The sequence below is a fragment of the Rossellomorea sp. DA94 genome, from assembly GCF_029834455.1.
Classification (GTDB): domain Bacteria; phylum Bacillota; class Bacilli; order Bacillales; family Bacillaceae_B; genus Rossellomorea; species Rossellomorea vietnamensis.
The window spans coordinates 2,693,787-2,717,157 of record NZ_CP122397.1 but is presented as its reverse complement, the minus strand read 5'-3'; the positions used below and the strand labels follow the sequence as shown (position 1 = coordinate 2,717,157).

At 43.3% G+C, this 23,371-nt stretch carries 25 protein-coding genes; 19 read left to right on the top strand and 6 right to left on the bottom strand.

Going from position 1 to position 23,371, the window contains the following annotated elements:
* The 5 genes from P8596_RS14145 (at position 1) to P8596_RS14125 (ending at position 7,519) form a co-directional block, all read left to right on the top strand.
* Positions 1-564 carry an isoprenylcysteine carboxyl methyltransferase family protein gene (locus P8596_RS14145; protein ID WP_224521063.1) on the top strand — a complete coding sequence of 188 codons (564 nt, stop codon included), beginning with the start codon at positions 1-3 and terminating at the stop codon, positions 562-564.
* A gap of 1,305 nt (positions 565-1,869) precedes the next feature.
* Complete coding sequence (locus P8596_RS14140) at positions 1,870-5,481, top strand: dynamin family protein (RefSeq protein WP_279724184.1); 3,612 nt, start codon at positions 1,870-1,872, stop codon at positions 5,479-5,481.
* Between the two features lie 21 nt (positions 5,482-5,502).
* Positions 5,503-5,682: a hypothetical protein gene (locus tag P8596_RS14135; protein WP_034758519.1), complete on the top strand. Its 180-nt coding sequence runs from the start codon at positions 5,503-5,505 to the stop codon at positions 5,680-5,682.
* On the top strand, positions 5,679-6,509 hold the full coding sequence (locus P8596_RS14130) for a sulfurtransferase (protein ID WP_224519668.1): 831 nt from the start codon (positions 5,679-5,681) through the stop codon (positions 6,507-6,509). Before P8596_RS14135 ends, P8596_RS14130 begins: the two co-directional genes overlap by 4 nt.
* A 77-nt stretch (positions 6,510-6,586) precedes the next feature.
* The gene (locus P8596_RS14125; RefSeq protein ID WP_481900341.1) at positions 6,587-7,519 is read left to right on the top strand and encodes a 5'-3' exonuclease; all 933 of its coding nucleotides are present in this window, start codon (positions 6,587-6,589) and stop codon (positions 7,517-7,519) included.
* Between the two features lie 49 nt (positions 7,520-7,568).
* Here the strand turns inward: P8596_RS14125 and P8596_RS14120 are convergent, their stop codons facing one another.
* Positions 7,569-7,706, bottom strand: coding sequence for a small, acid-soluble spore protein L (locus P8596_RS14120; protein ID WP_224519670.1), 138 nt, complete (start codon positions 7,704-7,706; stop codon positions 7,569-7,571).
* Positions 7,707-7,814: 108 nt separating this feature from the next.
* Between P8596_RS14120 and P8596_RS14115 the strand changes: the two genes are divergently transcribed.
* Both P8596_RS14115 and P8596_RS14110 read left to right on the top strand, forming a co-directional pair.
* A complete protein-coding gene (locus P8596_RS14115; protein ID WP_224519671.1) occupies positions 7,815-8,303 on the top strand; it encodes a divergent PAP2 family protein in 489 nt (162 codons plus the stop codon).
* Between the two features lie 34 nt (positions 8,304-8,337).
* Positions 8,338-8,604, top strand: coding sequence for a DUF6123 family protein (locus tag P8596_RS14110; protein WP_034758529.1), 267 nt, complete (start codon positions 8,338-8,340; stop codon positions 8,602-8,604).
* A 111-nt stretch (positions 8,605-8,715) separates the two neighbouring features.
* On the opposite strand, the gene P8596_RS14105 is transcribed toward P8596_RS14110, so the two are convergent.
* Both P8596_RS14105 and P8596_RS14100 read right to left on the bottom strand, forming a co-directional pair.
* Positions 8,716-9,102, bottom strand: a complete 387-nt coding sequence (locus P8596_RS14105) for a reverse transcriptase-like protein (protein WP_034758532.1) — start codon at positions 9,100-9,102, stop codon at positions 8,716-8,718.
* 141 nt (positions 9,103-9,243) lie between these two features.
* On the bottom strand, positions 9,244-9,924 hold the full coding sequence (locus tag P8596_RS14100) for a queuosine precursor transporter (protein WP_279724182.1): 681 nt from the start codon (positions 9,922-9,924) through the stop codon (positions 9,244-9,246).
* 103 nt (positions 9,925-10,027) lie between these two features.
* Here P8596_RS14100 and P8596_RS14095 point away from each other — a divergent pair, with 103 nt between their 5' ends.
* Together P8596_RS14095 and P8596_RS14090 are read left to right on the top strand one after the other, a co-directional pair.
* Complete coding sequence (locus P8596_RS14095; RefSeq protein ID WP_224519673.1) at positions 10,028-10,684, top strand: reverse transcriptase-like protein; 657 nt, start codon at positions 10,028-10,030, stop codon at positions 10,682-10,684.
* A 70-nt stretch (positions 10,685-10,754) separates the two neighbouring features.
* Positions 10,755-10,952, top strand: a complete 198-nt coding sequence (locus P8596_RS14090; RefSeq protein ID WP_224519674.1) for a zinc-finger domain-containing protein — start codon at positions 10,755-10,757, stop codon at positions 10,950-10,952.
* A 55-nt stretch (positions 10,953-11,007) separates the two neighbouring features.
* On the opposite strand, the gene cspD is transcribed toward P8596_RS14090, so the two are convergent.
* A complete protein-coding gene (cspD, locus tag P8596_RS14085) occupies positions 11,008-11,208 on the bottom strand; it encodes a cold-shock protein CspD (RefSeq protein WP_034758543.1) in 201 nt (66 codons plus the stop codon).
* 298 nt (positions 11,209-11,506) lie between these two features.
* On the opposite strand from cspD, the gene mntR reads away from it, so the two are divergent.
* On the top strand, positions 11,507-11,923 hold the full coding sequence (mntR, locus tag P8596_RS14080; RefSeq protein WP_279724181.1) for a transcriptional regulator MntR: 417 nt from the start codon (positions 11,507-11,509) through the stop codon (positions 11,921-11,923).
* Positions 11,924-12,017: 94 nt separating this feature from the next.
* Here the strand turns inward: mntR and P8596_RS14075 are convergent, their stop codons facing one another.
* Positions 12,018-12,236 (bottom strand): DUF3892 domain-containing protein, encoded by a 219-nt coding sequence (locus tag P8596_RS14075; RefSeq protein WP_224519675.1) that lies wholly within the window; start codon positions 12,234-12,236, stop codon positions 12,018-12,020.
* A 196-nt stretch (positions 12,237-12,432) separates the two neighbouring features.
* Between P8596_RS14075 and P8596_RS14070 the strand changes: the two genes are divergently transcribed.
* From P8596_RS14070 to P8596_RS14030, 9 genes are all read left to right on the top strand, one after another.
* Positions 12,433-13,107 (top strand): class I SAM-dependent methyltransferase, encoded by a 675-nt coding sequence (locus tag P8596_RS14070; protein WP_279724180.1) that lies wholly within the window; start codon positions 12,433-12,435, stop codon positions 13,105-13,107.
* 171 nt (positions 13,108-13,278) lie between these two features.
* Entirely contained in the window at positions 13,279-14,970 is a 1,692-nt protein-coding gene (locus P8596_RS14065) for a formate--tetrahydrofolate ligase (RefSeq protein WP_279724179.1), read from the top strand.
* 27 nt (positions 14,971-14,997) lie between these two features.
* Entirely contained in the window at positions 14,998-15,495 is a 498-nt protein-coding gene (locus P8596_RS14060) for a hypothetical protein (protein WP_254651719.1), read from the top strand.
* 43 nt (positions 15,496-15,538) lie between these two features.
* Positions 15,539-16,396 carry a DegV family protein gene (locus P8596_RS14055; RefSeq protein ID WP_224519679.1) on the top strand — a complete coding sequence of 286 codons (858 nt, stop codon included), beginning with the start codon at positions 15,539-15,541 and terminating at the stop codon, positions 16,394-16,396.
* A 98-nt stretch (positions 16,397-16,494) separates the two neighbouring features.
* A complete protein-coding gene (locus tag P8596_RS14050) occupies positions 16,495-17,139 on the top strand; it encodes an HD domain-containing protein (protein WP_279724178.1) in 645 nt (214 codons plus the stop codon).
* A complete protein-coding gene (locus P8596_RS14045; RefSeq protein WP_279724177.1) occupies positions 17,136-19,022 on the top strand; it encodes an ABC-F family ATP-binding cassette domain-containing protein in 1,887 nt (628 codons plus the stop codon). Before P8596_RS14050 ends, P8596_RS14045 begins: the two co-directional genes overlap by 4 nt.
* Positions 19,023-19,095: 73 nt before the next feature.
* Positions 19,096-20,223 carry a conserved virulence factor C family protein gene (locus P8596_RS14040; RefSeq protein ID WP_279724176.1) on the top strand — a complete coding sequence of 376 codons (1,128 nt, stop codon included), beginning with the start codon at positions 19,096-19,098 and terminating at the stop codon, positions 20,221-20,223.
* Between the two features lie 21 nt (positions 20,224-20,244).
* A complete protein-coding gene (locus P8596_RS14035; protein WP_224519683.1) occupies positions 20,245-20,679 on the top strand; it encodes a BrxA/BrxB family bacilliredoxin in 435 nt (144 codons plus the stop codon).
* 104 nt (positions 20,680-20,783) lie between these two features.
* Positions 20,784-21,560, top strand: a complete 777-nt coding sequence (locus tag P8596_RS14030; RefSeq protein ID WP_279724175.1) for a class I SAM-dependent methyltransferase — start codon at positions 20,784-20,786, stop codon at positions 21,558-21,560.
* Positions 21,561-22,054: 494 nt separating this feature from the next.
* Here P8596_RS14030 and P8596_RS14025 read toward each other — a convergent pair whose 3' ends face one another.
* Positions 22,055-23,335, bottom strand: coding sequence for an IS110 family RNA-guided transposase (locus P8596_RS14025; protein WP_279724108.1), 1,281 nt, complete (start codon positions 23,333-23,335; stop codon positions 22,055-22,057).
* Between the last annotated feature and the right edge of the window lie 36 nt (positions 23,336-23,371).

The following is a 23,371-nucleotide window of genomic DNA, read 5'->3' as shown; positions in this document are numbered from 1 at the left end:
CTGTATTTTGTATTGTTTTTCTCGGTACTGATGATTCAAAGACTGGTGGAACTGTATATTGCAAGATCGAATGAAAAGTGGATGAAGGAGCGGGGCGCAAAAGAATACGGACAGGCTCATTATAAGCTGATGGTCGGCATCCATGTTGCATTTTTCATTTCCCTAGTCATAGAGGGGGGGTTCTATCACTCAGGTGTCAATCACTATTGGCCGTTATTGCTTGGCGGTTTTATCCTGACTCAGCTCGGGAGGATCTGGTCGATCGCTTCGCTTGGGAGGTATTGGAACACTAAGATCATTGTCCTCCCCGAGGCTAAGGTCATAGCCAAAGGTCCCTATAAACACTTGAAGCATCCGAACTATTTGATTGTAACCCTTGAGTTCCTGATTGTTCCATTGCTTTTTCAAGCCTATTGGACACTTTTCATCTTTGCATTATTAAATCAATTCATTCTTTCTATCCGAATCCCTCTCGAGGAACATGCCCTGAAGGAGGAGACGGAGTATGAGAAGGTCCATCTCAACACGAAGGGATGGATTCCCCTATTCAAAAAAGAAAAATGATTTTCTTATTGAAAATGATTATCAACTTTGATAAGATTCTAATTGAAGATGAAAATTATTCTCAAGTACAAGTATTTTTACAAAAGGGTGGGGACAAGAATGGTAGGGTTTTTGATATTGTTTACTGTAGTAGCGTATGGCTTCACGATGAAGTATGTATTATCTAATGTAATGAAGAATCCGGCACAGCGGAAGAACGTATCTTCATACCAGTCGAACTCGAAATCTTTTGTTCACTCAAACTTAATCGCAACTGAAACAACACGATAAACAGGGCCTTCTTCTTCGGAAGAGGCTTTTTTTTGTCTTTGTTTGTAAAAGTGACAGCTATTATACTTGGACCGTTCCTTTCCGCTTCAGGCACTTGCTTTCCTCGGGGAGGAAGTCAAGCCTCCTCGGGCTTTGCCCTGCGGGGTCTAGACTTTTCCTCTATTTCCCGAAGGAGTCAAGTGCCTTCCTCTCCAATCCACTCTGTGCTTCTATATGTGAAAAATCAGATTAAACAAATACCAAAAAGGTCTTGGGATTGATGTATTTGTTATAGATTGCAGAAAATCAGATAGATATTAGTCAATAATGATTCAATTGATCACCTGCTAAACCGTGACTTAGTTATTTTTAGAAAGCTCTTTTCGCAAAGATTGTTGTTTTCTAACATAGGAACTCTGAGGCCCTGTCTATGTATGTATGGATAGATGGGGAGGGGAACGGCTTCGCTTTCCGGCGGACGAACGGCCAAGCCTCCTCGCATTCGCTGCGGGGTCTTGTCTCGTCCGTTTTTCCGCAGGAGTCTACGCCGTTCCCCTCCCCATCTAAATGAGATAGCGTGACAGAGCCTACAGTGAAAAAACGAATAAAACAGCATTTTAATTTACTATTCAAACTGAAACTGACCTCTCCACACATAGAAAATGATGTTTTTTAGAGGTGTACAGAGGTAGATTAATCCTCCAATTACATTAAAGTTGATTGTAGCGGAAGGTGCTCGACTCCTGCGGGAAACGCTGGACAGGTGAGACCCCACAGGCGAAGCCGAGGAGGCTCACCGCCAGCCCCGCGGAAAGCGAGCACCTGAAGCGGAAATCAACCATTACTCTCTACCTTCCATAGCAACAAAGTTTACAAATATAGCCTTTTAGAAACATGATTCCATATTGTCTTTTCCCCTCATTCAATCCTTCGCATATACTGTTATCAATCTCAGATCACTCTTTCCGGTAGGATTTCATAGAGAATTTGATTCAAATACGATAAAATAAAAACGTTATCATTCTTCTTAAGTGCAGAAAGGAATTAGATTAGACTATGAGTCAGATTGAACATAAGAGCACACATTTACATAATACGTTAAACCAACTTACGGCTTACTACGACATCTTCCTCCAGAATGGGGATGGGGAGAGGGCTTCCAAGGTTGAACGGCTTGCAGAAAAGTTGAATAATCATGAATTGATCCTTGCTTTTTGCGGCCATTTTTCCGCTGGGAAGTCCACGATGATCAACCGGTTGATGGGTGAAGACATCCTGCCATCCAGTCCGATTCCAACCAGTGCGAATCTGGTAAAGGTGCATCATGCCCAAACGGACTTTGCAAAGATTCATTATCATCAGTCCCAGCCCCTCTTTTTTAAGGCACCGTATGATTTTGAGACCATTAAGAATTTCTGTAAAAACGGGGAAGACGTATACTCTGTAGAAATCGGTCGGGAGAGAAGTGCCGTGCCTGAAGGGGTTTCCGTTTTGGATACTCCGGGAGTTGACAGTACGGACGATGCCCACAGGCTGTCTACGGAATCGGCGATTCACCTTGCCGACGCAGTTTTCTATGTAATGGATTATAACCATGTCCAATCACAGGTGAATTTTGAGTTCACCAAGGAAATGGTGCGTCATGGTGTCAAATTGTATCTGATTGTGAACCAGATCGATAAGCATCAGGAGGAAGAATTATCTTTCAGCGAGTTCCAGGAAAGCGTCAAAAATTCATTCGCCTCTTGGGGAGTAGTACCCGATGGCACGTTTTTTACAAGTTTGAAAAATCCCGACCATCCTAACAATGACCTTGAAAAATTGAAGGCACTGATTGATGGCCAGGTCAAACAGAAGGATGAACTGATTGAAGACTCGGCAGTCTCGGCTATTTCGCAATTGAGATCTGAACATGAGAAATGGTATGAGGAAGAGCTTGAAAAACTTGAGGATAGAGCCCTGGATTTCCTGACAGACGAAGAATGGGAAAAGAAAGACTCCATCCTTCTAAAAGAAAGAAAGCTCGTCGATACACTGGCAAAAAATGATGTCGCATCCATAAAAGATCAATTCGAAGAAGAGCGAAGGGAAATCCTCAAGAATGCTTATTTAATGCCTTTTGAAACAAGGGAATTAGCAAAGGACTTCCTGGAAAGCAGGCAACAGGACTTCAAAGTCGGCTTCCTGTTCTCCAAGCAAAAGACAGAAGAAGAAAAAGCACTGAGACTTCAAAGGTTCAAAGAGGATATCAACTCACGGATCGAATCTCAACTCGAATGGCACTTAAAGACGCTTGGTAAAAACATCGTGAAAGAATATATCCCTTCATCTGATCAGCGGGTGGAATGGGACCGATTGAACCTTGAAGTGGACGATCATTTCCTTGTCGATTTAATTAAACAAGGGGCAGGAGTCTCGAGTGATTATGTTCTCCAATACTGTGATGATCTTTCTGAGGAGTTGAAAAGAAAAGCAAGAAATGAAACGAGCGGGTTGATCGAAGGACTGATAACCGAAATTGAAAACTCATCGCCCGAAGAGAATGCCGGCATGGAAGAAGAACTGGCAGAGCTTCAGAAAAAAACAGGCATCATTTATCAATGGAATTCACTCAATGAAGAGAAGGACGCTCAAATCAGAAGATTGAGGAAAGCGGAAGTTGATCCAACACGTGCGGAGACGATTATGTCAGAATGGACCGTGAAATGGAAAGAGAGAGAAGAAACCTATACACTTGCTTCCGATGTGGTTCTGGATCGTAAAGAGGACTCGGGACAAGAACGCGACATAAATCAATCCCCGGACATCAAGGAGCAGCTCTCGTCAAAAGACGAAGCGATTCAACGGTTAGAAACGATGGCGAATGTGTTCAGGAATTACAATGGGTTTACCAAGATGGCACATCTATTGGACGGAAAGAGAGAGCGCCTCTCGAGTCAATCCTTTACCATCGCATTATTCGGTGCATTCAGTGCCGGGAAATCATCGTTTGCCAATGCCCTGTTAGGAAGAAAAGTACTACCGGTGAGCCCGAATCCCACCACCGCCTCCATCAACAGGATCAATCCGGTATCGAAAGAGTGTGAGCATGAAACGGCCCATGTACACATCAAAACCGGTGAACAGCTAATGGCAGACATCAATCATTCCCTTTCGTTTTTTAATCGCAATGCATCTTCCCTGCACGAAGCCGCGGAAATGATACCAGATTTATCGACTGAAGGAAGCGGGAAAGAAAATGTACATCTTTCTTTCCTTCAAGCCTTTCTAACAGGGTATCCTTCATTTAAGGACACCCTCGGCAGCAGGAGGAAGGTAGATCTTGAAGAATATAAAGGATATGTAGCCGATGAGACGAAAGCCTGCTTTGTGGAGTCCATCGATCTCTATTTCGATTGTGAGATAACAAGACAGGGGATCACCCTCGTCGATACACCGGGTGCTGACTCCATCAATGCCCGCCATACCGGTGTTGCTTTCGAATATATCAAGAATGCCGATGCGATTCTATTTGTGACCTATTATAATCATGCATTTGCCAAGGCAGACAGGGAATTCCTTATTCAATTGGGTCGAGTGAAAGACACCTTCGAATTGGATAAAATGTTCTTTGTCGTCAATGCCATCGACCTCGCAAGTGATGAAAAAGAAAAAAATGAAGTCATTGATTATGTGGAAGACCAATTGATTCAATATGGAATCCGTTTTCCAAGGATTTTCGGAGTATCATCTCTTCAGGCACTTAAAGAATCCGCACGACTTCAATCAGGGATGGATGCTTTTAAGAAGGAATTCCAAACCTTCATCCAGAATGAATTAGTGAGCATGAGTATCGAATCCGCTCTTGGGGAGTGGGAGAGAGGGCTGAAGCGTTTTCAACAATATCTCCACTCCGCTTCCAGTGAAAAGACGTATAAACAATCAAGGAAGAGGGAGCTTCTGGAGCGGAAGTCCGAGGTTGAATCCATCATTGACGGCATATCCCGGGATCCCTTTACAGTGGAGATGTTGCAGGAATCCAAGGAACTCGTGCATTATGTAAAACAAAGAGTATTTTTCAGGGTGCCGGACTTCTATAAAGAAGCATTTCATTCCGGGTTATTTCTTCAATATCCATCTCAATCCCAGGCCATCCGTGAAGGATTAAAGGAATTTTTATCAAGTATCGGGTTTGATCTGGCTCAGGAAATGCGGGCTACCTCCCTGCGGATTCAGCAGTTCATTCAGAAGCAGCTCCGAGATCAATGGGCTGCAATGGAAGAAAAAATCCAGCGGGTGGAACAAGATCTCGTCCTGTCCCCAATGGATTATAAAAATGAAACGAGCATTGAATTTGAGAGCGCTTTTAACCAAACGGAATTGCGACCATTTGAAGAAGCTTTCTCCACATTCAAGAATCCAAAGCAATTCTTTGAAAAAGGCGGAAAGAAAGTGGTGCAGGAAAAATTGGAAGCCTTGCTTCAAGAACCTGCAGACCGTTACCTGACACAGGAACGGTCAAGGTTGGACACTTGGGGGCAATCCTATTTGGAAGAGAAATTCAAGTTGCTTAAAGAAGAGCTGCTAAGTCAGGTGACCGATCAGATTACATCCTATCTTGAAGCACTCGAGACCGTCCAGGACCTGGATCAGTTGAAACGAGATTTAATATGTCTCGAGGAGGCTTAGAAAAGAAGGAGGACATCCATAGTGAATCCTTATCATTGCTGTGCTACTTGTATTCACATAGAAGGGGTGAAAAAAGAGCAGAAGACCTCCTATTATTGTTCAAGATTAGGCTATGAGACCAAAACGACCTATCAGTTTTCTTGTTGGGAACCGAAGGAAGAAGTGCGGAGATTGATGAAGAAGAGGGGGATGAAACCATGAGTGTGCTGGTAGATGCGGAGTGGCTTAAAGAACATATGGACGATGGGGATGTCAGAATCATCGATTGTCGTTTTTCGTTAGGGAATCCTGCAGAAGGCCGGGAAGGATACAATGAAAGCCATATTCCCGGTGCCGTCTTTTTTGACCTTGAAAAAGATTTATCCGGTTATGCGAAGAAGCACGGGGGACGACACCCCCTCCCAAATATGAAGAATTTCCTTCGTAAAGTGGAGGATGCGGGGATCGATAAACAAACAACCATCGTGATTTATGATGAGAAGGAAGGGGCTTTTGCGGGCAGGTGCTGGTGGTTATTCCATTATATCGGCCATGAAAATGTCTTTATCCTGAATGGTGGATTTGCCGCGTGGAAGAAGGGTTCTGGAAAGACCGAATCCTCCGTTCCCCATTATCCTGCAACAAATTATCATCCGAACGTAAATGACGGCATTCTGGCCACTTTGGATGAAATACGGGAAATTGCTGATGGAGATAGAATGATCCCTTTGATTGATTCCAGGAGCAGAGAACGGTTCTCTGGTCAGGAAGAGCCGATCGACCGTATTCCGGGCCATATTCCCGGCGCGATCAACCTTCCATGGACGGAAGGGATGAATGAAGGGTATTTCCTTGGGCCCGATGAGCAGAAGGAACGTTTCTCGAAGCTTAAAAAAGATGAGCCCGTCATTGTCTACTGTGGATCTGGTGTAACGGCAACCCCAAATTTTATTGCTCTTAAAGAAGCCGGATTTACTGATGTGAAGCTATATGTAGGAAGTTATAGCGATTGGGTTTCGTACGAAGAGCACAGGGTGGAAAAAGAATAATACCGAGTAGCTAATTGGAAGAGATTCATCACTTTTCCAATTAGCTGTTTATGCTGATGTGTTATACTTTAAAAGGTATGTACGAAACGACGGGGTTAGGAGTGGATGACTTGGAAAATAAAAATGAGCATTTATTATTAATAGATGGAATGGCATTATTATTTCGTTCTTTCTTTGCAACGGCCGTAACGGGCCAATTCATGATGAACTCAAAAGGCCTCCCGACCAATGGGGTCCAGGGGTTCATGAAACATCTGCTCATGGCAGCGGATCATGTGAAGCCTACACACATCATTGTATGCTGGGATATGGGGAGCCAGACTTTCCGTAACGAAGTGTTCAATGACTATAAATCGAATCGGAATGCACCCCCTGTTGAACTGATCCCTCAGTTCGACCTTGCAAAAGAAGTGGCTGAAGGATTCAATCTTTCCAATGTGGGCGTAGTGGGTTATGAAGCAGACGATTGTATCGGGACACTGGCAAAGCTCCATCGATCCGAGCGAAAAGTCTCCGTTCTAAGTGGAGACCAGGATCTCCTGCAGCTTCTTGATGACAACATTGACATCATGCTCCTGAAAAAAGGCTTTGGGAATTATCAGACCTATACGAAAGACCTCTTTGTGGAAGAAAAGGGCATCACCCCGGAACAGTTCATTGATGTGAAAGCACTCATGGGAGATACTAGTGACGGATATCCAGGAGTAAAAGGGATCGGGGAGAAAACAGCCATGAAACTGATTCAACAGTATCAGGATATTTCCGGTATCCTTGCCAATCTGCATGAACTGACTCCTTCACAACGGAAGAAGATTGAGGAAGACCTTGACATGCTGCATGTTTCAAGGAAACTGGCTGAAATTCATTGTGAAGTACCTCTTTCAGTGTCGGTTGAAGAAGCCAGGTGGGAGCATGTATCACATGATACACTTACGCTTGTGGACGAATTAGAGCTTAAAGTTCTTAGAAGGTTTTTAGTTGGTTCGAATGTGCTGGCGGCTTCAAGCTAAATATGATAAGAGTGTCAGGGACTTAAGCCTGACACTTTTTTATTGAGGTTTATTTTTTATTCGATTTTTTAGCTGCATTCTCTAATGCGCTTTTCGGTTCGATCGCGAATTCAGCATCCTGTGAAATTCCTTGGGGGTTAACACTATTAGCGCTTTTCCCTTTATTTTTATTGTTTCCTTTAGTCATAGTAAAGACCCTCCTTTAGTGTGATCTTTACTATTTTGTCTTGGTTGCCTACAAATATCCCATGTACAGAGAATTTTAGGACACACTACGAATAAGGGAGGTGTTAGGGTGAATAAAGGAATCATTACCGCACTGATCAGTATTGCGTTTGCCCAAGGATTGAAGATTCCGTTGCACTTTTTGAAAAAGAAGGAGTGGAAGCCTGAGCTGTTTTTTCAGACAGGGGGAATGCCAAGCTCCCATAGTGCCGGAGTGGCATCTTTGACGACATTCATTGCGTTAAAAAGAGGGGTAAGAACGATTGATTTCGCTCTTTCCTTCATCTTTGGTCTGATCGTCATGTACGATGCCCAGGGAATTCGCCGCCAAACCGGTGAATTGACTCTTAAAGTAAATAGTCTCGATGAGCTTGTCAGGAAGGCGCATGAAAAGGAAACCGTTGAATTCGAAGAGAAGAAACCTAAGAGACTGAAGGAAATGCTTGGGCACCAGCCACAGGAAGTGGTGGGCGGTGCATTACTTGGTTCCCTTCTTGGCTTCATTGCCTTCTTGTTTTCCAAAAAGGATAGGCAAAAGAAGAGATTTTCTGTAAGATAAGAGATGACAAAGTGGCGATAAGGTGAGGAGAAACGTGAAAAAGACAACAGAAGAATTTCTCATAGATCTGGAAAACAAAGGCTTTAAATTTCAGGAAGATGCGATAGGCTTCATCTATTTCGGCAAAAAATACACAGACGCCCCGGATGAACTGGTCAATAGTGCCATTGAAATTACGTTAAAAGCACAGAAACAATTTGACAGCAGCTTCTATATGTCCATATTAGAAAGACTCCATTCCCAGAAAATCCCTTCCAGAAAGGAAGCTCTAAGGTGGATGGAGAAACAGGGATTGGCATAAGCCAGGGACCATCAGAAGGGGGATTGTAACCTTTCTGATGGTCTTTTTAGTAAGTGTTTGTAAAGCGCTTGTGAAATATTATAAGGGCGAAATCATATGGACGGGATCCCTTTAGTTCAGGTGGATGGCTTTACGAGCCAGCTCATCAGCTGCTTTATTTTCTTTGCTTGGGATCCATTTGACAAAGAAAAGGTTCATTTGCTTCGTCAAGCTCAATATATCTCCGAGCAATAATTTATATTGCGCATTACGTACAAACTCTTTCTCAATCGCATGAACGACAGCTTGAGAATCACTTTTCAACCATACGGTATCTGTCTTCTTCTCCAAGCAGATTTCTAGTGCCTTTTTGCAGGCGAGAAATTCAGCTTCATGATTGTCCATGATCCCTAAAGGAATCGAATGTTTTTCCACTTCACCGTTGTATTTGATAAATATACCGGCTCCACTTGGTCCGGGATTCCCGGCACTTGCACCATCAATATATACTTCTAACAATCGTATTCACCTCATACATATTCAGAATATAAATATAGTAGCATATTAAGAGAGAGGAAGGAGAATGCTTCATGGCATTTCACTCCATATCCTCCATATACATAGCAAAAGCCGGGTGAAAATGCCTACACCCGGCTTCGGTCATCCCATATTCTTTGGAAATCGTTTTGCAATATAGCCAAACGGGGTATCCATAAGGGAAATCACCCATTTGAGAAGGTAGGTAGTAACGAAAATCTCGAACCAAACGTGCATCGGATATTCACCAAGGAAGGCGATGCTTGTGAAGACAAGGGTATCCAATAGTTGACTCACCATCGTACTCCCGTTATTGCGGATCCAAAATTGGCCATCTGTCGGGAACTTCTTCTTCAGATACGTAAAGATATACACGTCCGTAAATTGGCTTACAAGATAAGCTGCAAGGCAGCCAAGTGCAATCCGCGGGATGATGCCAAAGATCGTCGCAAGGGATTCCTGGGCGAAATCGTCAGGATGTGGTTGAAATAAGAGTGCCAGTTGCATAATAATAGTCATGACGATCAACGTGAAGAATCCAAGCCAAACCGCTTTCTGTGCATCTTTTTTACCATACTTCTCGTTCAGGATATCCGTCACCAGAAAGGCGGTACCATACATGGCATTCCCGAGTGTCGCCGTCAGACCGAAGATTTCAATCGTCTTGACGACCTGAAGGTTTGCAAGTATGGTCGAAATCCCTATCCAAACAAAGAGTCCGGTTCGTCCAAACATTCGATACATGACAAGTAAACATGAGAATGTAATGAGTACAAAAACCAGACCAAACCATATATTAAACATAATAAGTCCTCCTATTGTTCATAAGTGAATGAAACAATAGTCCTCATTATACAAAGAAAAATGATTTTGAACAATAAAATGAAGAAAAGGGAGTGAAAGAAGAATGAAAATGAAAATTAAATTTAAATATAAAAGCAAAACCGCTTCCGATATATGGTTTGAATCCGGGTTTTTCAAGCGGAAAGAAACATTGATCCATGTAGATGATCTGATGAAAACGGGAAGGGTCGTTGATCTTGAAATCATTGATGAAATGGGAAACTCTTGGACAAGGAAAGAATACATCAAATTGAATCAGGAGTTAGAGAAGGAACCTGAAAACATCGTAGTGTTCTTTGATGGCGGGTTCGATAAAGAAACGAACTATGCGGGTGCGGGAATCGTCATCTATTATGAAAAAGGCGGGGAATCTTTTCGGATTAGAAAAAATGCACTTCTCGAGGAAATCGAGAACAATAATGAAGCTGAATACGCGGCATTGCATATAGCTCTCGGGCTGCTTGAAGAAATCGGGGTTAAAAATGTGCCCTGTACGATTAAAGGAGATTCACAGGTGGCAATGAAGCAGCTTGGGGGAGAGTGGCCTTGCTATGAAGAGGGGTTGAGCAGGTGGCTTGATCGAATTGAAGGATCGATCCAAAAGCTTGGGCTGAAACCCAATCTGATCGTCCTGAACAGGAAAGACAACAAAGAAGCCGATAAGCTTGCCAACCAGGCACTTCAAGGCATTAAGGTACACAGTAATAAACGATTAGAATAATTCTGCTGTGTATTATATACTCTATTAATACAATGATTGGTTGTGCGTGAATAAATCTAGGAGTGATCTCATGAATCGAAAAGAAGTGGTGGATAAAGTGGATGAGCTTATAGACACCTACTGTAACGACTGCTTACTGAAAGCACACTTTCGCAAAGAGTATGGTAAAACGTATGCTCACCGCTTTTGTATAGAACAATGCACCATCGGGGAACAAATCCGTCAATACGGAGAATATCTGAATAAGAACAACGCCTATCAAAAATAAAGGGCAGCCATTTTAGGGGCTGCCCTTCATCATGTTGATCTATTGTTTTGTACGATTATAATTTGACTACGTTTGCAGCTTGTGGTCCGCGATTTCCTTCAACAACATCGAAAGAAACTTCTTGACCTTCTTCTAATGATTTGAATCCTTCACCTTGAATCGCTGAGAAGTGAACGAATACGTCGTCTCCACCTTCAACTTCAATGAATCCAAAACCTTTTTCATTGTTGAACCATTTTACTTTACCATTTTGCATGTTAGAATCCTCCTAAATCGTTCAAGCACGGTTGTGCCTCTGGAAAATAGTTTTCACGAAATGAATGATGATTATGGCAGATATATAAGCCATAATCATCGGGTCACTTCAATGATGTCTTAACTATACAATATGACGTTTTTCGAGTCAACATTCGTCCAATTTAGAAAGGAATCAGTTGACTATGGAGAGATGACGGTGAACGAGTGAGTGATTTGGCGTTCGGGGTCCGGGTTGTATTCATCCTGTAGTTATAGTAAACTTTTAATGATATTTATGGGAATTTGGAGGGTAAAAAATGCCTACACCAAGTATGGAAGATTATATAGAACAGATTTATATGTTAATTGAGAACAAAGGTTACGCCAGAGTTTCGGATATAGCAGAAGCTTTATCTGTCCACCCCTCCTCAGTTACCAAAATGGTTCAGAAACTTGATAAGGATGATTATCTCATTTATGAGAAATACCGAGGTCTTGTTCTCACTCCAAAGGGAAATAAGATAGGAAAGCGTTTAGTTTACAGACACGAGCTGTTGGAACAATTCCTTCGTGTCATTGGAGTGAAGGAAGAACATATTTATGAAGATGTGGAAGGAATCGAACATCATTTAAGCTGGGATTCCATCGATCGCATTGGTGATCTCGTACAATTCTTCGAGGAAGAAAAGAGCCGGGTAGAAGGGCTGCGAACGATTCAAAATCGCAGTGAATAATGAATATATCCATTTAAAAGCCGCAAAAACATAAGAAAAGGGTAAAGGACTTTCATTTAAAATGAAAGTCCTTTTTGGATGGAGGATGCGGGAATCAAAATATAGAAGGATAGTCGTTAAAAGTTCCATCTTCGACTGCCAGACTGGATAACTCAGATTCTCCCCATTCATTCTCATTGAGTGTGACACCTTGAAGTAAACCTTCGGATGCTTCCAATACGGCTTTCCGGTAGGAAATGATACGGCCGGAAGAGGTTTGGAAGCTTATAATATCTCCATGATAATTCCGTTGCACCTTGGAGATTTCTTCCATATCTATCACCTTTTCTGTTCAGACTTTACCATTAGTATGAACAAATGAGAAAGAAATCATAATGTGAACGGCAGGATAATTTTAAGTTTACATAATAATATTATGTTCAGGTTTGGATTCATTATGCCTTCATGCAGGAATTAAGGCGATGAACTGAGAATATAGAACAGTATAGAAAAAATATTGAGGTGTACATATGAAAAGTTCAGAATGGCATACAAGCGCCAAAACCCGTTGGGAAGATAATGCCGACAATTGGCATTCAAAAAGCGTCGAAATGTGGACAACTGGAAGCAGAAAAGCCGTCATCCCTTTCTTTCATGATCACGCAGGGAAAGCAAGAACCGTTGCGGATTTAGGGTGTGGCGACGGATACGGATCTTATCTGTTGTATGAAAAAGGATACTGGGTCACAGGGGTGGACTTCTCAAGGAACATGATTGAACTTGCCAAGGAGCAGGAAAGGGACAATCTGTCCTTTGAACAAGGGGATCTGAATGCCCTTCCGTTCGAGGATGATCAATTTGATGCTGTGATGGCGATCAATTCGGTAGAATGGACGGAAGATCCTTTACACACATTGAATGAGATTGAACGGATAGTGAGGAAGGATGGATTTATTTGCATCGGATTATTGGGACCGACTGCTCATCCGAGGGAAAATGCCTATCCCCGTCTCCAAGGTAAAGAGGTCATCTGTAATACCATGATGCCGTGGGAATTGGAAAAGCTTGCCCATGATAAAGGATGGAAAAAGGTCGGTGAAAACTATATCTACAAAAAAGGCGTGAAACCGACGCACACAGACAATCTCTCCAATGAATTAAAGCAGGCTTTGACGTTCACGACATTATTTATGTTTCAAAAATAAACATGATCGATTCTCGTCCCGGGAGTCGATCATGTTTTACTATCCGCCATCATTCCCGTCAGGGGAGAAGCTTGAAGAGCAAAAGTGTTCATTTATAGTGTAAAATAAAGATACAATAGGAATAGACAAGCCGCGGTTACTTTAAAAATGAAGCTAAGAGGGTGAACTTCCATGACTACAATAAAGAAAAAAGTATTATCGGATATCGAGATAGCTCAACAATCCACTTTACTGCCGATCGTGGACATTGCTAAAAAGATCGGCCTGACAGAAGATGACGTGGAGCTTTATGGCAAGTACAAAGGAAAGATATCCTTTGAATCGATACATAAACTGAAAGACCATTCACCGGGGAAATTAATCCTCGTAACATCGATCAATCCAACGCCTGCAGGTGAAGGGAAGTCGACAGTGACTGTGGGACTCGGGGATGCTTTGAACCGATTGAATAAAGACACCATCATTGCCATGAGGGAGCCTTCCCTTGGGCCAACGATGGGTATCAAAGGGGGAGCGACAGGTGGCGGCTATTCACAAGTGCTTCCCATGGAGGACATCAACCTCCACTTCACTGGGGATATCCATGCCATTTCCACAGCGAATAATGCCCTGGCTGCCTTAGTGGATAATCACATTCATCAAGGTAATGAATTGAATATCGATCAAAGAAGAGTGGTATGGAAACGATCGATTGATATGAATGATCGTTCCCTTCGCCAGATCATCGTCGGTCTGGGCGGGCCTGTACAGGGGGTTCCACGGGAAGACGGCTTTGATATCTCTGTTGCGTCTGAGATCATGGCTGTTCTCTGTCTATCTCAGAGTATCGGAGAATTAAGAAAAAGACTCGGTCAGATGGTTGTCGCCTATAACCGGATCAAACAACCGGTGACCGTCGAGGATCTCGGGGTGGAAGGGGCTCTGACGTTATTACTGAAGGATGCACTAAAGCCTAATCTCGTCCAGACGATCGAGCATTCCCCTGCTCTTATCCACGGAGGTCCATTTGCCAATATAGCTCACGGCTGCAATAGTGTCATGGCGACAAAGACAGCTTTGAAGCTTGCTGATTATGTAGTAACAGAATCCGGGTTCGGGGCAGATTTAGGAGCCGAAAAATTTCTGAATATCAAGTCCCGTGCTGCAGGTAAATCTCCAGATGCCGTTGTACTGGTTGCCACCATCCGTGCGTTAAAAATGCATGGTGGCCAGTCGAAAGAGGACCTTCAAATAGAAAATCTTCCGGCCCTGGAAAAAGGATTGTCCAATCTGAAGAAGCATATGGAGACACTGGAGCAATTCAATGTGCCATTTGTCATTGCGATCAACAAGTTCAAAACAGACAGTGACCATGAAATTCAAGCCTTGATCAAGTGGTGTGAAAACCAGAATAAAAAGGTTTCATTAACGGATGTATGGGCTAAAGGCGGAGAAGGTGGTATCGATTTAGCACAGAAGGTCTTAGAGGAGATCGAAGGGAATAAAAAAGAATTCTCCCCCCTTTATGAACTGTCAGATTCCCTGCAGGTGAAAATCGAAACCATAGCCAAAAAAGTATACGGGGCAAGTGGAGTGGAGTACACGGTCAAAGCGAGAAAGCAGTTGGAAGAGTTTGAAACACGTGGCTGGGGCGTTCTCCCGATCTGTATGGCCAAGACGCAGTACTCCCTTTCTGATGACCCGGCAAAACTCGGCCGTCCGGAGAATTTCACCATCACGATACGCGAACTGAAACCAAAGATCGGAGCAGGCTTCATCGTTGCGTTGACGGGTGAAGTCATGACGATGCCCGGACTGCCGAAAAAACCTGCTGCCTTCGGAATGGATGTAGATGAAGACGGCAGGGCAATCGGACTGTTTTAACGAAGAAGAAGGGAAAGGAGGGCAAAGATGTTTGATCCGACAGCATTTGATAACTTAAAGGTAATCTTTGAAGGAGCAGTCTACGATCTTGACTTGACAGGGGATATTCAGATACTTGATCGGAAGGATTTGTTTGATTTTGCTCATTATGAGCGGTGTTATCAAATCCATTATTCACTCCCATACGAAAAATCGCTTTCAATCGAGTTTCATCTGAAGGCGGATATGGGGCATTTCCTGGCAGAAAGAAAGATGATGACTGAAAAGAATACGGCTGGAGCGGACATTCTTATCGTCTATAAAGGTGATGAAAAACTTCATCGTCATATGGAGATCCTGGAAGAAGCCTGGGGGAAGGATAAACATTGGGAGTGGCAAGAAGTGAAGTCCTCCATTAAACCGATCTCATATAAAGGGATTTTAACCTTCAACCGGGTGATTACGGAGGAAATGGTCGATGATGTGTTACAGATGATATCGTTCTCTGTAGATACACTGAAACAACTGAAGCGAAAGGACTTCTAGTCCTAAGTTGAGCTCATATAAATAGAAAAAAGGGGAATTTTTCATGAGAATAGCATGGGTAACGGATAGTACTGCATTTGTTCCAAATCAATCGGAGAGTGGGGAAAACGACATCTATGTAGTTCCGATGAGCATCCTGTTCGGGGAGAAGGAGTATATGGACGGCATTGACCTGTCCCCTGAAGAATTGTTCTCTAAATTAAGGAACGAAAAGGTGGAAGTGAAAACCTCTCAGCCTTCAATCGGCAGGTTTAAGGAATTATTTGAACAACTGTCAAGGGACTATGACTATATCTTCTCCATCCATGTTTCGTCTCATTTCAGCGGTACCTTTTCGTCTGCTTATCAGGCAGCGGAACTACTGAAGGACACCACTCCAAATATTAGCTGCATCGATTCGAAAATACTTTCCAACCCGTTGACAGAATTGATTCAGTACGGTAAACGTTTATCGGAGGAAGGTAATGATCCCCTTGGGATAAAAGAGGCGATTGAAGAAAGAATCAACTCCTGTGAGACGTATGTGATGGTAGGAAGCCTCGAGCAGCTGCATAAAAGCGGAAGGATGGGCGGCCTATCATTCTTCCTGGGGAGCGTCCTGAAGATAAAGCCCATGCTTTCCATTGAAGATGGTAAGCTTAAAGTGGAAGACAAGGTAAGAAGCATAAAAAAAGGCTTAAGCAGCATGAGCCACCAGTTGGATCTAGCTCTTGCAAATAGGAGAATAGGGAAAGTATCTGTATTACACGGTTTAAATCGGGAAGATGCTTTGGAATGGATGGAACAGCTGAGGCAAGCTTATCCGGAAATAGAATTTGGGGCCTATCCCCTCGGGGCAGTGATCGGTGTACATGCTGGTGAAAACACAATTGGTATAAGCTGGTTTTCAGAAAGTAAATGAAAAAATCAAAGAAGGAGTGATGTGTAGAGTCGGGCATCCACTCCTTTTTATTCTGAAAGTAGAACATCATTTGGTACAATGGAAGAGAAGGTGGAAATGTGGAGCGTAAAGAGCTGGACCAAGTAATAGACTATTTAAAACAAGAATACATAGGTGAATCAACCGGACATGATTGGTATCATTTAGATCGTGTGAGAAAACAGGCTCTTAGAATCGCGAGGGAAGAGCAGGTTTCCCATACATATATCATTGAGCTTGCGGCACTGCTTCATGATGTGCCGGACGAGAAATTCGTAGGTGAAGAAGAAGGAAAAAAGAAGCTGGATGATATCCTAATGAATCTCACACTCAATGAAGAAGACATGACGTTACTGAAATCGATCATCTATTCCATCTCATATAAAGGTGGTCATGAAGCGGAATTGACTGCGACCGAAGCGAAAATCGTCAGGGACGCCGATCGCCTTGATGCCATCGGGGCGATCGGCATCGCCAGGACATTTGCTTATGGGGGCAGGAAAGGCAGAGAGATGTATAATCCTGGTTTTCAAGTGAGGGAACATATGACCGTAGAGGAATACAGAAATGGGGATAGCTCCAGCATCCATCATTTTCACGAGAAATTACTGAAGTTGAAAGATTTAATGTGTACAGAAACCGGCAGGATTTTGGCAGAAGAACGCCATGAATTCATGATGCGGTTTCTAGAGCAATTCAATAAAGAATGGACTGGTCAAGAATGAGAATGTTAACAGCTGAGAATCTTTCCAAAACATATGGGGAGAAGACTCTGTTTAAAGAAATATCCTTTTCCATTACGGAGAAGGAAAGAGTCGGACTGATCGGAGTGAACGGTACAGGTAAATCAAGTCTGTTGAAACTGATAGCCGGAATGGAGGATTATGATACCGGTGAGCTTTCAAAGCCAAACGACTATTATATTGCCTACCTTCAACAGGAACCTGCATTTGATGGGGAATTAACCGTGCTTCAACAAGTATTCAGCGGAGAAGCGAAGATCATCCAGGCTATGAGAAACTATGAAACGGTGCTCATGGAGATGGAGAAGAACCCGGAAAGTCCAAGGGTCCAAGATCAATTATTTGAAGCACAAAAGCAAATGGATCTTCTCAATGCCTGGGATGCAAGTGCCAATGCAAAAGCCATCTTAACGAAACTCGGCATCCATGATTTCGGTAAGAAAATGAATGAATTATCCGGTGGCCAAAAGAAGCGGGTTGCCCTGGCGGGGGTCCTCATTGAAACTCCGGACCTGCTTATATTGGATGAACCGACCAACCATTTGGATTACCAGTCCATCAAGTGGCTGGAGGACTATTTGGGGAAATATAACGGATCGGTTTTACTCGTTACACATGACCGGTACTTCCTTGATAAAGTGACAAATCGAATATTTGAATTGGATGGAGGCAGCCTCTATGCCTATAAAGGGAATTATGCTTCCTTTATTGAAGCCAAAGCTTCACGTGAAGAAGTGGAACGCCAATTATCCGAAAAACAGCAAAATCTTTACCGGAGAGAGCTTGCATGGATGAGAAGGGGAGCAAAAGCCCGGACCACGAAACAAAAAGCCCGTATCCAGCGATTTGAACACCTCGAAGATACCATGTCATCCGGTCCGTCCAATGGACAAGTCGATATGGCGATTGGAGGAAATCGTTTAGGCAAGCAGGTGTATGAGTTCAAAGGCGCTTCAAAACAATTTGAAGACAAGCGGATTTTAAATGAATTCTCTTTTCTGATCAAGCCTAAAGACCGGATCGGGATAGTAGGAAAAAACGGAAGCGGAAAATCAACCTTCCTCAATCTCCTTGCAGGAACCGATGAGCTGACAAAAGGAGAATTGATCAAAGGACAGACCGTCAAGATCGCCTACTATACCCAGGGTCATGAAGAACTGGATGAAAATATGAGAATGATTGAATATATAAGAGAAGCGGGAGAGTATATAACGACAGATAAGGGGGAACAAGTTTCCGTTACATCCATGCTCGAGAGATTCCTTTTTCCAATGAGCACCCATGGAACGTTGATCCGAAAGCTGTCTGGCGGTGAAAAACGAAGGCTCTTCCTGTTAAAACTATTAATGTCAAAACCCAACGTCCTGCTGCTGGATGAGCCTACCAACGATTTAGACACAGAAACCCTGACAGTGCTTGAAGATTATATCAATGAATTTTCCGGTGTCGTAATCACGGTTTCCCATGACCGCTACTTCCTGGATAAGACAGCAGATCAGTTGTTAATATTCAATGGTGATGGACAGATCGATTTCTATTACGGGGAATATACTGAGTATCTGGAGAAGAGTGAAGCTTTAAATAAGAAGCAGCCGACAGATTCAACGAAAGAACCCGTCCCTGTTAAAGAAGTGAAGGAGAAAGAGAAAAAAAGGCTCTCTTATATGGAAAAAAGAGAGTGGGATGAAATTGAAGATAAGATGGCAGGAATTGAAGCAAAAATAGAAGAAGCGGATGCCGAGCTCCAAAAAGTCGGCAGCAACTTCGAACGGGCACAAGAGTTGATGAAGGAAAGCGAACAGCTGAACGAAGAACTGGAAAGACTCATTGAGAGGTGGACCTATCTCTCTGAATTTGCCGAATAAGTCTCTTTCTTTAAGGCAACAAGGATACTGTGTTAAGATGGAAACGAACAGTTTAGAGAAAGGGGTAACAGTCTTGAGGATTTTATCAATTGAACCTACTCCAAGTCCGAATACGATGAAAGTTCTTCTCGATCAGGAAATGAAGGCCGGGAAGAGCAACAACTATAAAAAAGATGAAGCGGAGGGGGCTCCTCCCGTCATCAAAGAGATCCTGGCCATCGAAGGTGTGAAAGGGGTTTACCATGTTGCCGATTTCCTGGCCGTCGAACGGAATGCTAAATTCGATTGGCAAGAGCTTTTGCCACAGGTGAGAAAGGCTTTCGGTGAAGATGCAGCCGATGAGAAAACGGAATCCCCTATGGAGGAACATTTCGGTGAAGTGAATGTCAGTGTGCAGATGTTCAAAGGAATTCCGATGCAAGTAAAGGTGACAGATGGGGAACAAGAAAAGCGTTTTTCCCTGCCTTCTTCATTCCTTGAAGCGATCGGTCAGGCCCAAAAAGAGGGGGATAATGTCGTCCTTCTTAGAAAGTGGAAAGATTACGGCATCCGGTACGGCGATCTGGATGAGATCGGCAGCGACGTGAGTGAAGAATTAGTGGCAGCCTATCCTTCTGAAAGACTTTCCGGGCTTATCGCGGAAGCAGAGGAAACAACAGATGCCAAGGGACCACTCATTTATAAGAAAAAGCAAAAGGTGACCGTCGAAGATTTTGAATCGCCGGAATGGGAAACCAGGTATCAGAAACTGGATGCGATGGAGGACCCTACATTGGGTGACTTACCTCTCCTTCAAAAAGCCCTTGAGGACGAGAAAGTATCGATCCGCAGATTAGCCGTTGTGTACCTTGGAATGATTGAAGATGAAAGAGTCCTTCCATTGCTGTACAAAGGATTGCATGATAGGTCCGTAACAGTGAGAAGGACGGCGGGTGACTGTCTTTCTGATCTGGGCTTTCAAGCGGCCATTCCTGAAATGGTTGCAGCCTTGAAGGATAAGAGTAAACTGGTTAGATGGCGCGCGGCCATGTTCCTTTACGAAGTCGGTGATGAATCTGCCCTCCCTGGTTTAAAAGAGGCAGAAAACGACCCTGAATTTGAAGTGAAACTTCAGGTGAAAATGGCCATTGAACGAATCGAAGGCGGCGAAGAGGCAAAAGGATCGGTTTGGAAACAGATGACAGAAGCACGTCACCAATAAAAAGGAAAGGATTGATTATGCATGTCTATGGCATATGAAGAATATATGAGACAGTTGGTTACGCCGATGAGGCAGGAATTGACACAAGCAGGCTTTAAAGAGCTTGGTACAGAAGAGGAAGTCGAGGATTACATGGAAAACACAGAAGGAACGACCCTTGTCGTCGTTAACTCTGTTTGCGGATGTGCAGCTGGACTTGCACGTCCCGCTGCCACTCAATCCGTCATGCATAACGATAAGACCCCTGACCAACTTGTCACGGTATTTGCAGGACAGGACAAAGAAGCGACTGCCAAGATGAGAGAATACTTCGACGGTTACGAACCTTCTTCACCGTCCATGGCTCTACTAAAAGGAAAAAAGGTCGTGCACTTTATCCCCAGGGAAGAAATTGAAGATCACGACATTTCTTCCATTATTTCAAATCTGGTGACTGCATTTAACGAAAACTGTTAACAGACCATCATAAAAGAGCGGATGACAGAGTCATCCGCTCTTTGTTTGTGGTAGGATAATGAAAAGATGATAGAAAAATGAATATCCAAAGGAGAATCACTAACGTGTTTGTCACCACTTGTGGAAGAACCAATCAGAACGTAATAGATAAAGCGCATGAGGCGGCCGATCTCCTTTCAATACCGTATATCCCGAGGAAAAAAAGATCGATCCGTCACCATATGGAAAAAGCTGATGGTGACTGCCTTGTCATCGGGAAAGAACGGCTTGAGCTTCATACGCGGGAAGGGAAGGGCGAGCCATTCTTTTTCCATCCAAATTCAGCATCCTTCCGAATCAAGAGGCTTATGAGGGGGGAAAAAGATCCACTCATCGAAGCGGCAGAACTTGAGGAAGGCATGAGCTTTCTCGACTGCACCCTTGGACTTGCTTCAGACAGCATCATTGCGAGCCATATCGTAGGGGAAGAAGGGTCGGTAACAGGGATTGAAGCGAATAAATTCATTGCCCATATCGTTCATCAAGGACTGCAGGAATGGAACTCCCCGCTTTCTGCGTTAAATCGGGCCATGAAACGTATAAACGTCCTGAATGGGCATTTTGACCAAGAACTAAAGAAATTCAGGGATGATGCATTCGACGTCGTTTACATTGATCCCATGTTTGAAGAAGCATTGACCGACTCACATGGAATTAATCCCATCAGACAGTGGGCAAGCTATACCGGGGTTACAAAAGAAGGAATAAAAGAAGCGAAACGAGTGGCCAAGAAGCGGGTCGTACTAAAAGAAAACTATCAATCACCCCTATTCGAAGAAATGGGCTTTGAAGTCATAAAAAGGCCATCAGCCAAATTCCATTTTGGCGTCATCCGGTTATAAAGGGCTTTGATTGCATAGATTGCTGGGATTATTATGCAGAATGTGATTTGTAATCTGTAACAGTGATAAACGTATGCTTGGACAGTTGATTGTAGCGGAAGGTGCTCGACTCCCTCGGGAAAGGTTATTATATCAGGGCTTACAACCGGTTTATTCTCTTTTAAAAATTTTTTAAATATCATATTAGATAAACGCATTCCCTTTTTTTCTTATTTGTTCAAAATAAAGGGATTTACGCTTACGCGTTGCGTTAAGAGACTGGAAGGGTCTCCCTTATATTCAGTGATGGGCACTTTTGATCTCTGCTTGTTTAGGTAGACTTACCCTCCCATATCTCCTGGCATCGAGTGCCTACATTCCTTCGTTGGGTCTTTCCCTAACGCAGAGGCCAGCGTATGCTCCTGCATGGACTGATCAGTAGATCGTCGAAAGTCGTGTATGGGCCGGCTTCTCAGTGTCTGGGTTGTAGAAGAACTACGTTCTAATTCAAATAGTTAGGCTGCTTTGAGATGAGAGAGGAAAGGCATATCTCGCATCATGCGCTCTAAATCAAAGGTCGTTTCATAATGGCTGAGTCCGTGACAAATTTGAAGTAATTTACGACACAGAATCACAAGTGCTTCTTTTTTCGTTACTGGTTTCTCGCGATCATTGCTGTAGTAGTCATAAAGTGCTCGAAACGCCGAGTTTGAGTGTAGTAAAGGGAACACTGCTTTGTACAATAAAGCTCGAAGCCTTCTTCGCCCTCGCTTAGATATTCTTTTTCTACCCTTTGATTCACCAGAAGAATTCGTTACCAGTGTTAATCCCGCGAGTTTAAATAATTGGCGTGGATCCTTGTAACGTTTGAGTGAACCTGTCTCGGAGAGTAGCTCCAATACGGTTGTTTCACTAATTCCGGGAATCGATGTTAGGTAATCAAAGTCAGGCAATTGGCGGGCAAGGGTGACAAGGTTTTCAGTAAGCTCTTGGATCTGTGATTCATACATGAATAACTGGTCAAGCAACATTCTGATTTCCATGCGTGCCATTTCAGGACTGTCTTTCAATCCTATAGACTGCTCTGCCACTTGAAGGAGTCGCTCTACTTTATTCTTTGACAGATAGCGAACACCCTTTGTCTGAAGAAAGTCAATCAGCTCTTCAGGCGAGAAGATCACAAGATCTTCTGGTAAAGGGGCATATTTTAAGATAGCTTGAGCCTGTTTTCCAAGACCTTTGATGACGGAAGCGAACTCAGGGAAGTAAAGGTCGATCCATCGTCGGATGCGGTTTTGAATAGAGGCCGATTCTTCTTTTAAACGGACTCGATAGGCCGTCCCCCGACGAAGTTCAGAATCGATTTGAGTCATTTCCCTTGGCATACTGTAATATCCTTGTGGCATCATTTTTGCGATGACCCGGGCATCTTTCAGATCATTTTTACTCTGTAGGTTATCGTCTAGCTCTTTGGTTTGTTTAACGTGAAGAGGATTGACAAGGACATATGGAATGCCATGATCTGTTAGAAAAGCTGCGAGATTCATCCAGTAATGGCCGGTAGGCTCAAAACCAATGATGACTTCCTTTTTATTATGAATACTTATTAGCTTTAGGATAGTAGCGTAAAAGCTTTCAAATCCTTGAAGGGATTGGCGAATGACAAAGCTTTTCTTGAGTTCACGTCCACGCTCATCTACGGCACAGGCGTAATGATTCCGCTTCGCTATGTCAATACCAACAACCAGTGTAGTTTCAGAAATTTGATTAATACGTTGATTTCGATTATCATGCATGTGAAGATCCTCCTTAGTTATGAGCGATTGGTTAGC

Coding starts and splice junctions, on each gene's coding strand:
- P8596_RS14140 (WP_279724184.1), top strand. CDS start 1,870: ATGAGTCAGATTGAACATAAGAGCACACATTTACATAATACGTTAAAC.
- P8596_RS14130 (WP_224519668.1), top strand. CDS start 5,679: ATGAGTGTGCTGGTAGATGCGGAGTGGCTTAAAGAACATATGGACGAT.
- P8596_RS14125 (WP_481900341.1), top strand. CDS start 6,587: ATGTACGAAACGACGGGGTTAGGAGTGGATGACTTGGAAAATAAAAAT.
- P8596_RS14120 (WP_224519670.1), bottom strand. CDS start 7,706: ATGACTAAAGGAAACAATAAAAATAAAGGGAAAAGCGCTAATAGTGTT.
- P8596_RS14100 (WP_279724182.1), bottom strand. CDS start 9,924: ATGTTTAATATATGGTTTGGTCTGGTTTTTGTACTCATTACATTCTCA.
- P8596_RS14095 (WP_224519673.1), top strand. CDS start 10,028: ATGAAAATGAAAATTAAATTTAAATATAAAAGCAAAACCGCTTCCGAT.
- P8596_RS14090 (WP_224519674.1), top strand. CDS start 10,755: ATGAATCGAAAAGAAGTGGTGGATAAAGTGGATGAGCTTATAGACACC.
- cspD (WP_034758543.1), bottom strand. CDS start 11,208: ATGCAAAATGGTAAAGTAAAATGGTTCAACAATGAAAAAGGTTTTGGA.
- mntR (WP_279724181.1), top strand. CDS start 11,507: ATGCCTACACCAAGTATGGAAGATTATATAGAACAGATTTATATGTTA.
- P8596_RS14075 (WP_224519675.1), bottom strand. CDS start 12,236: ATGGAAGAAATCTCCAAGGTGCAACGGAATTATCATGGAGATATTATA.
- P8596_RS14070 (WP_279724180.1), top strand. CDS start 12,433: ATGAAAAGTTCAGAATGGCATACAAGCGCCAAAACCCGTTGGGAAGAT.
- P8596_RS14065 (WP_279724179.1), top strand. CDS start 13,279: ATGACTACAATAAAGAAAAAAGTATTATCGGATATCGAGATAGCTCAA.
- P8596_RS14060 (WP_254651719.1), top strand. CDS start 14,998: ATGTTTGATCCGACAGCATTTGATAACTTAAAGGTAATCTTTGAAGGA.
- P8596_RS14055 (WP_224519679.1), top strand. CDS start 15,539: ATGAGAATAGCATGGGTAACGGATAGTACTGCATTTGTTCCAAATCAA.
- P8596_RS14045 (WP_279724177.1), top strand. CDS start 17,136: ATGAGAATGTTAACAGCTGAGAATCTTTCCAAAACATATGGGGAGAAG.
- P8596_RS14035 (WP_224519683.1), top strand. CDS start 20,245: ATGTCTATGGCATATGAAGAATATATGAGACAGTTGGTTACGCCGATG.
- P8596_RS14025 (WP_279724108.1), bottom strand. CDS start 23,335: ATGCATGATAATCGAAATCAACGTATTAATCAAATTTCTGAAACTACA.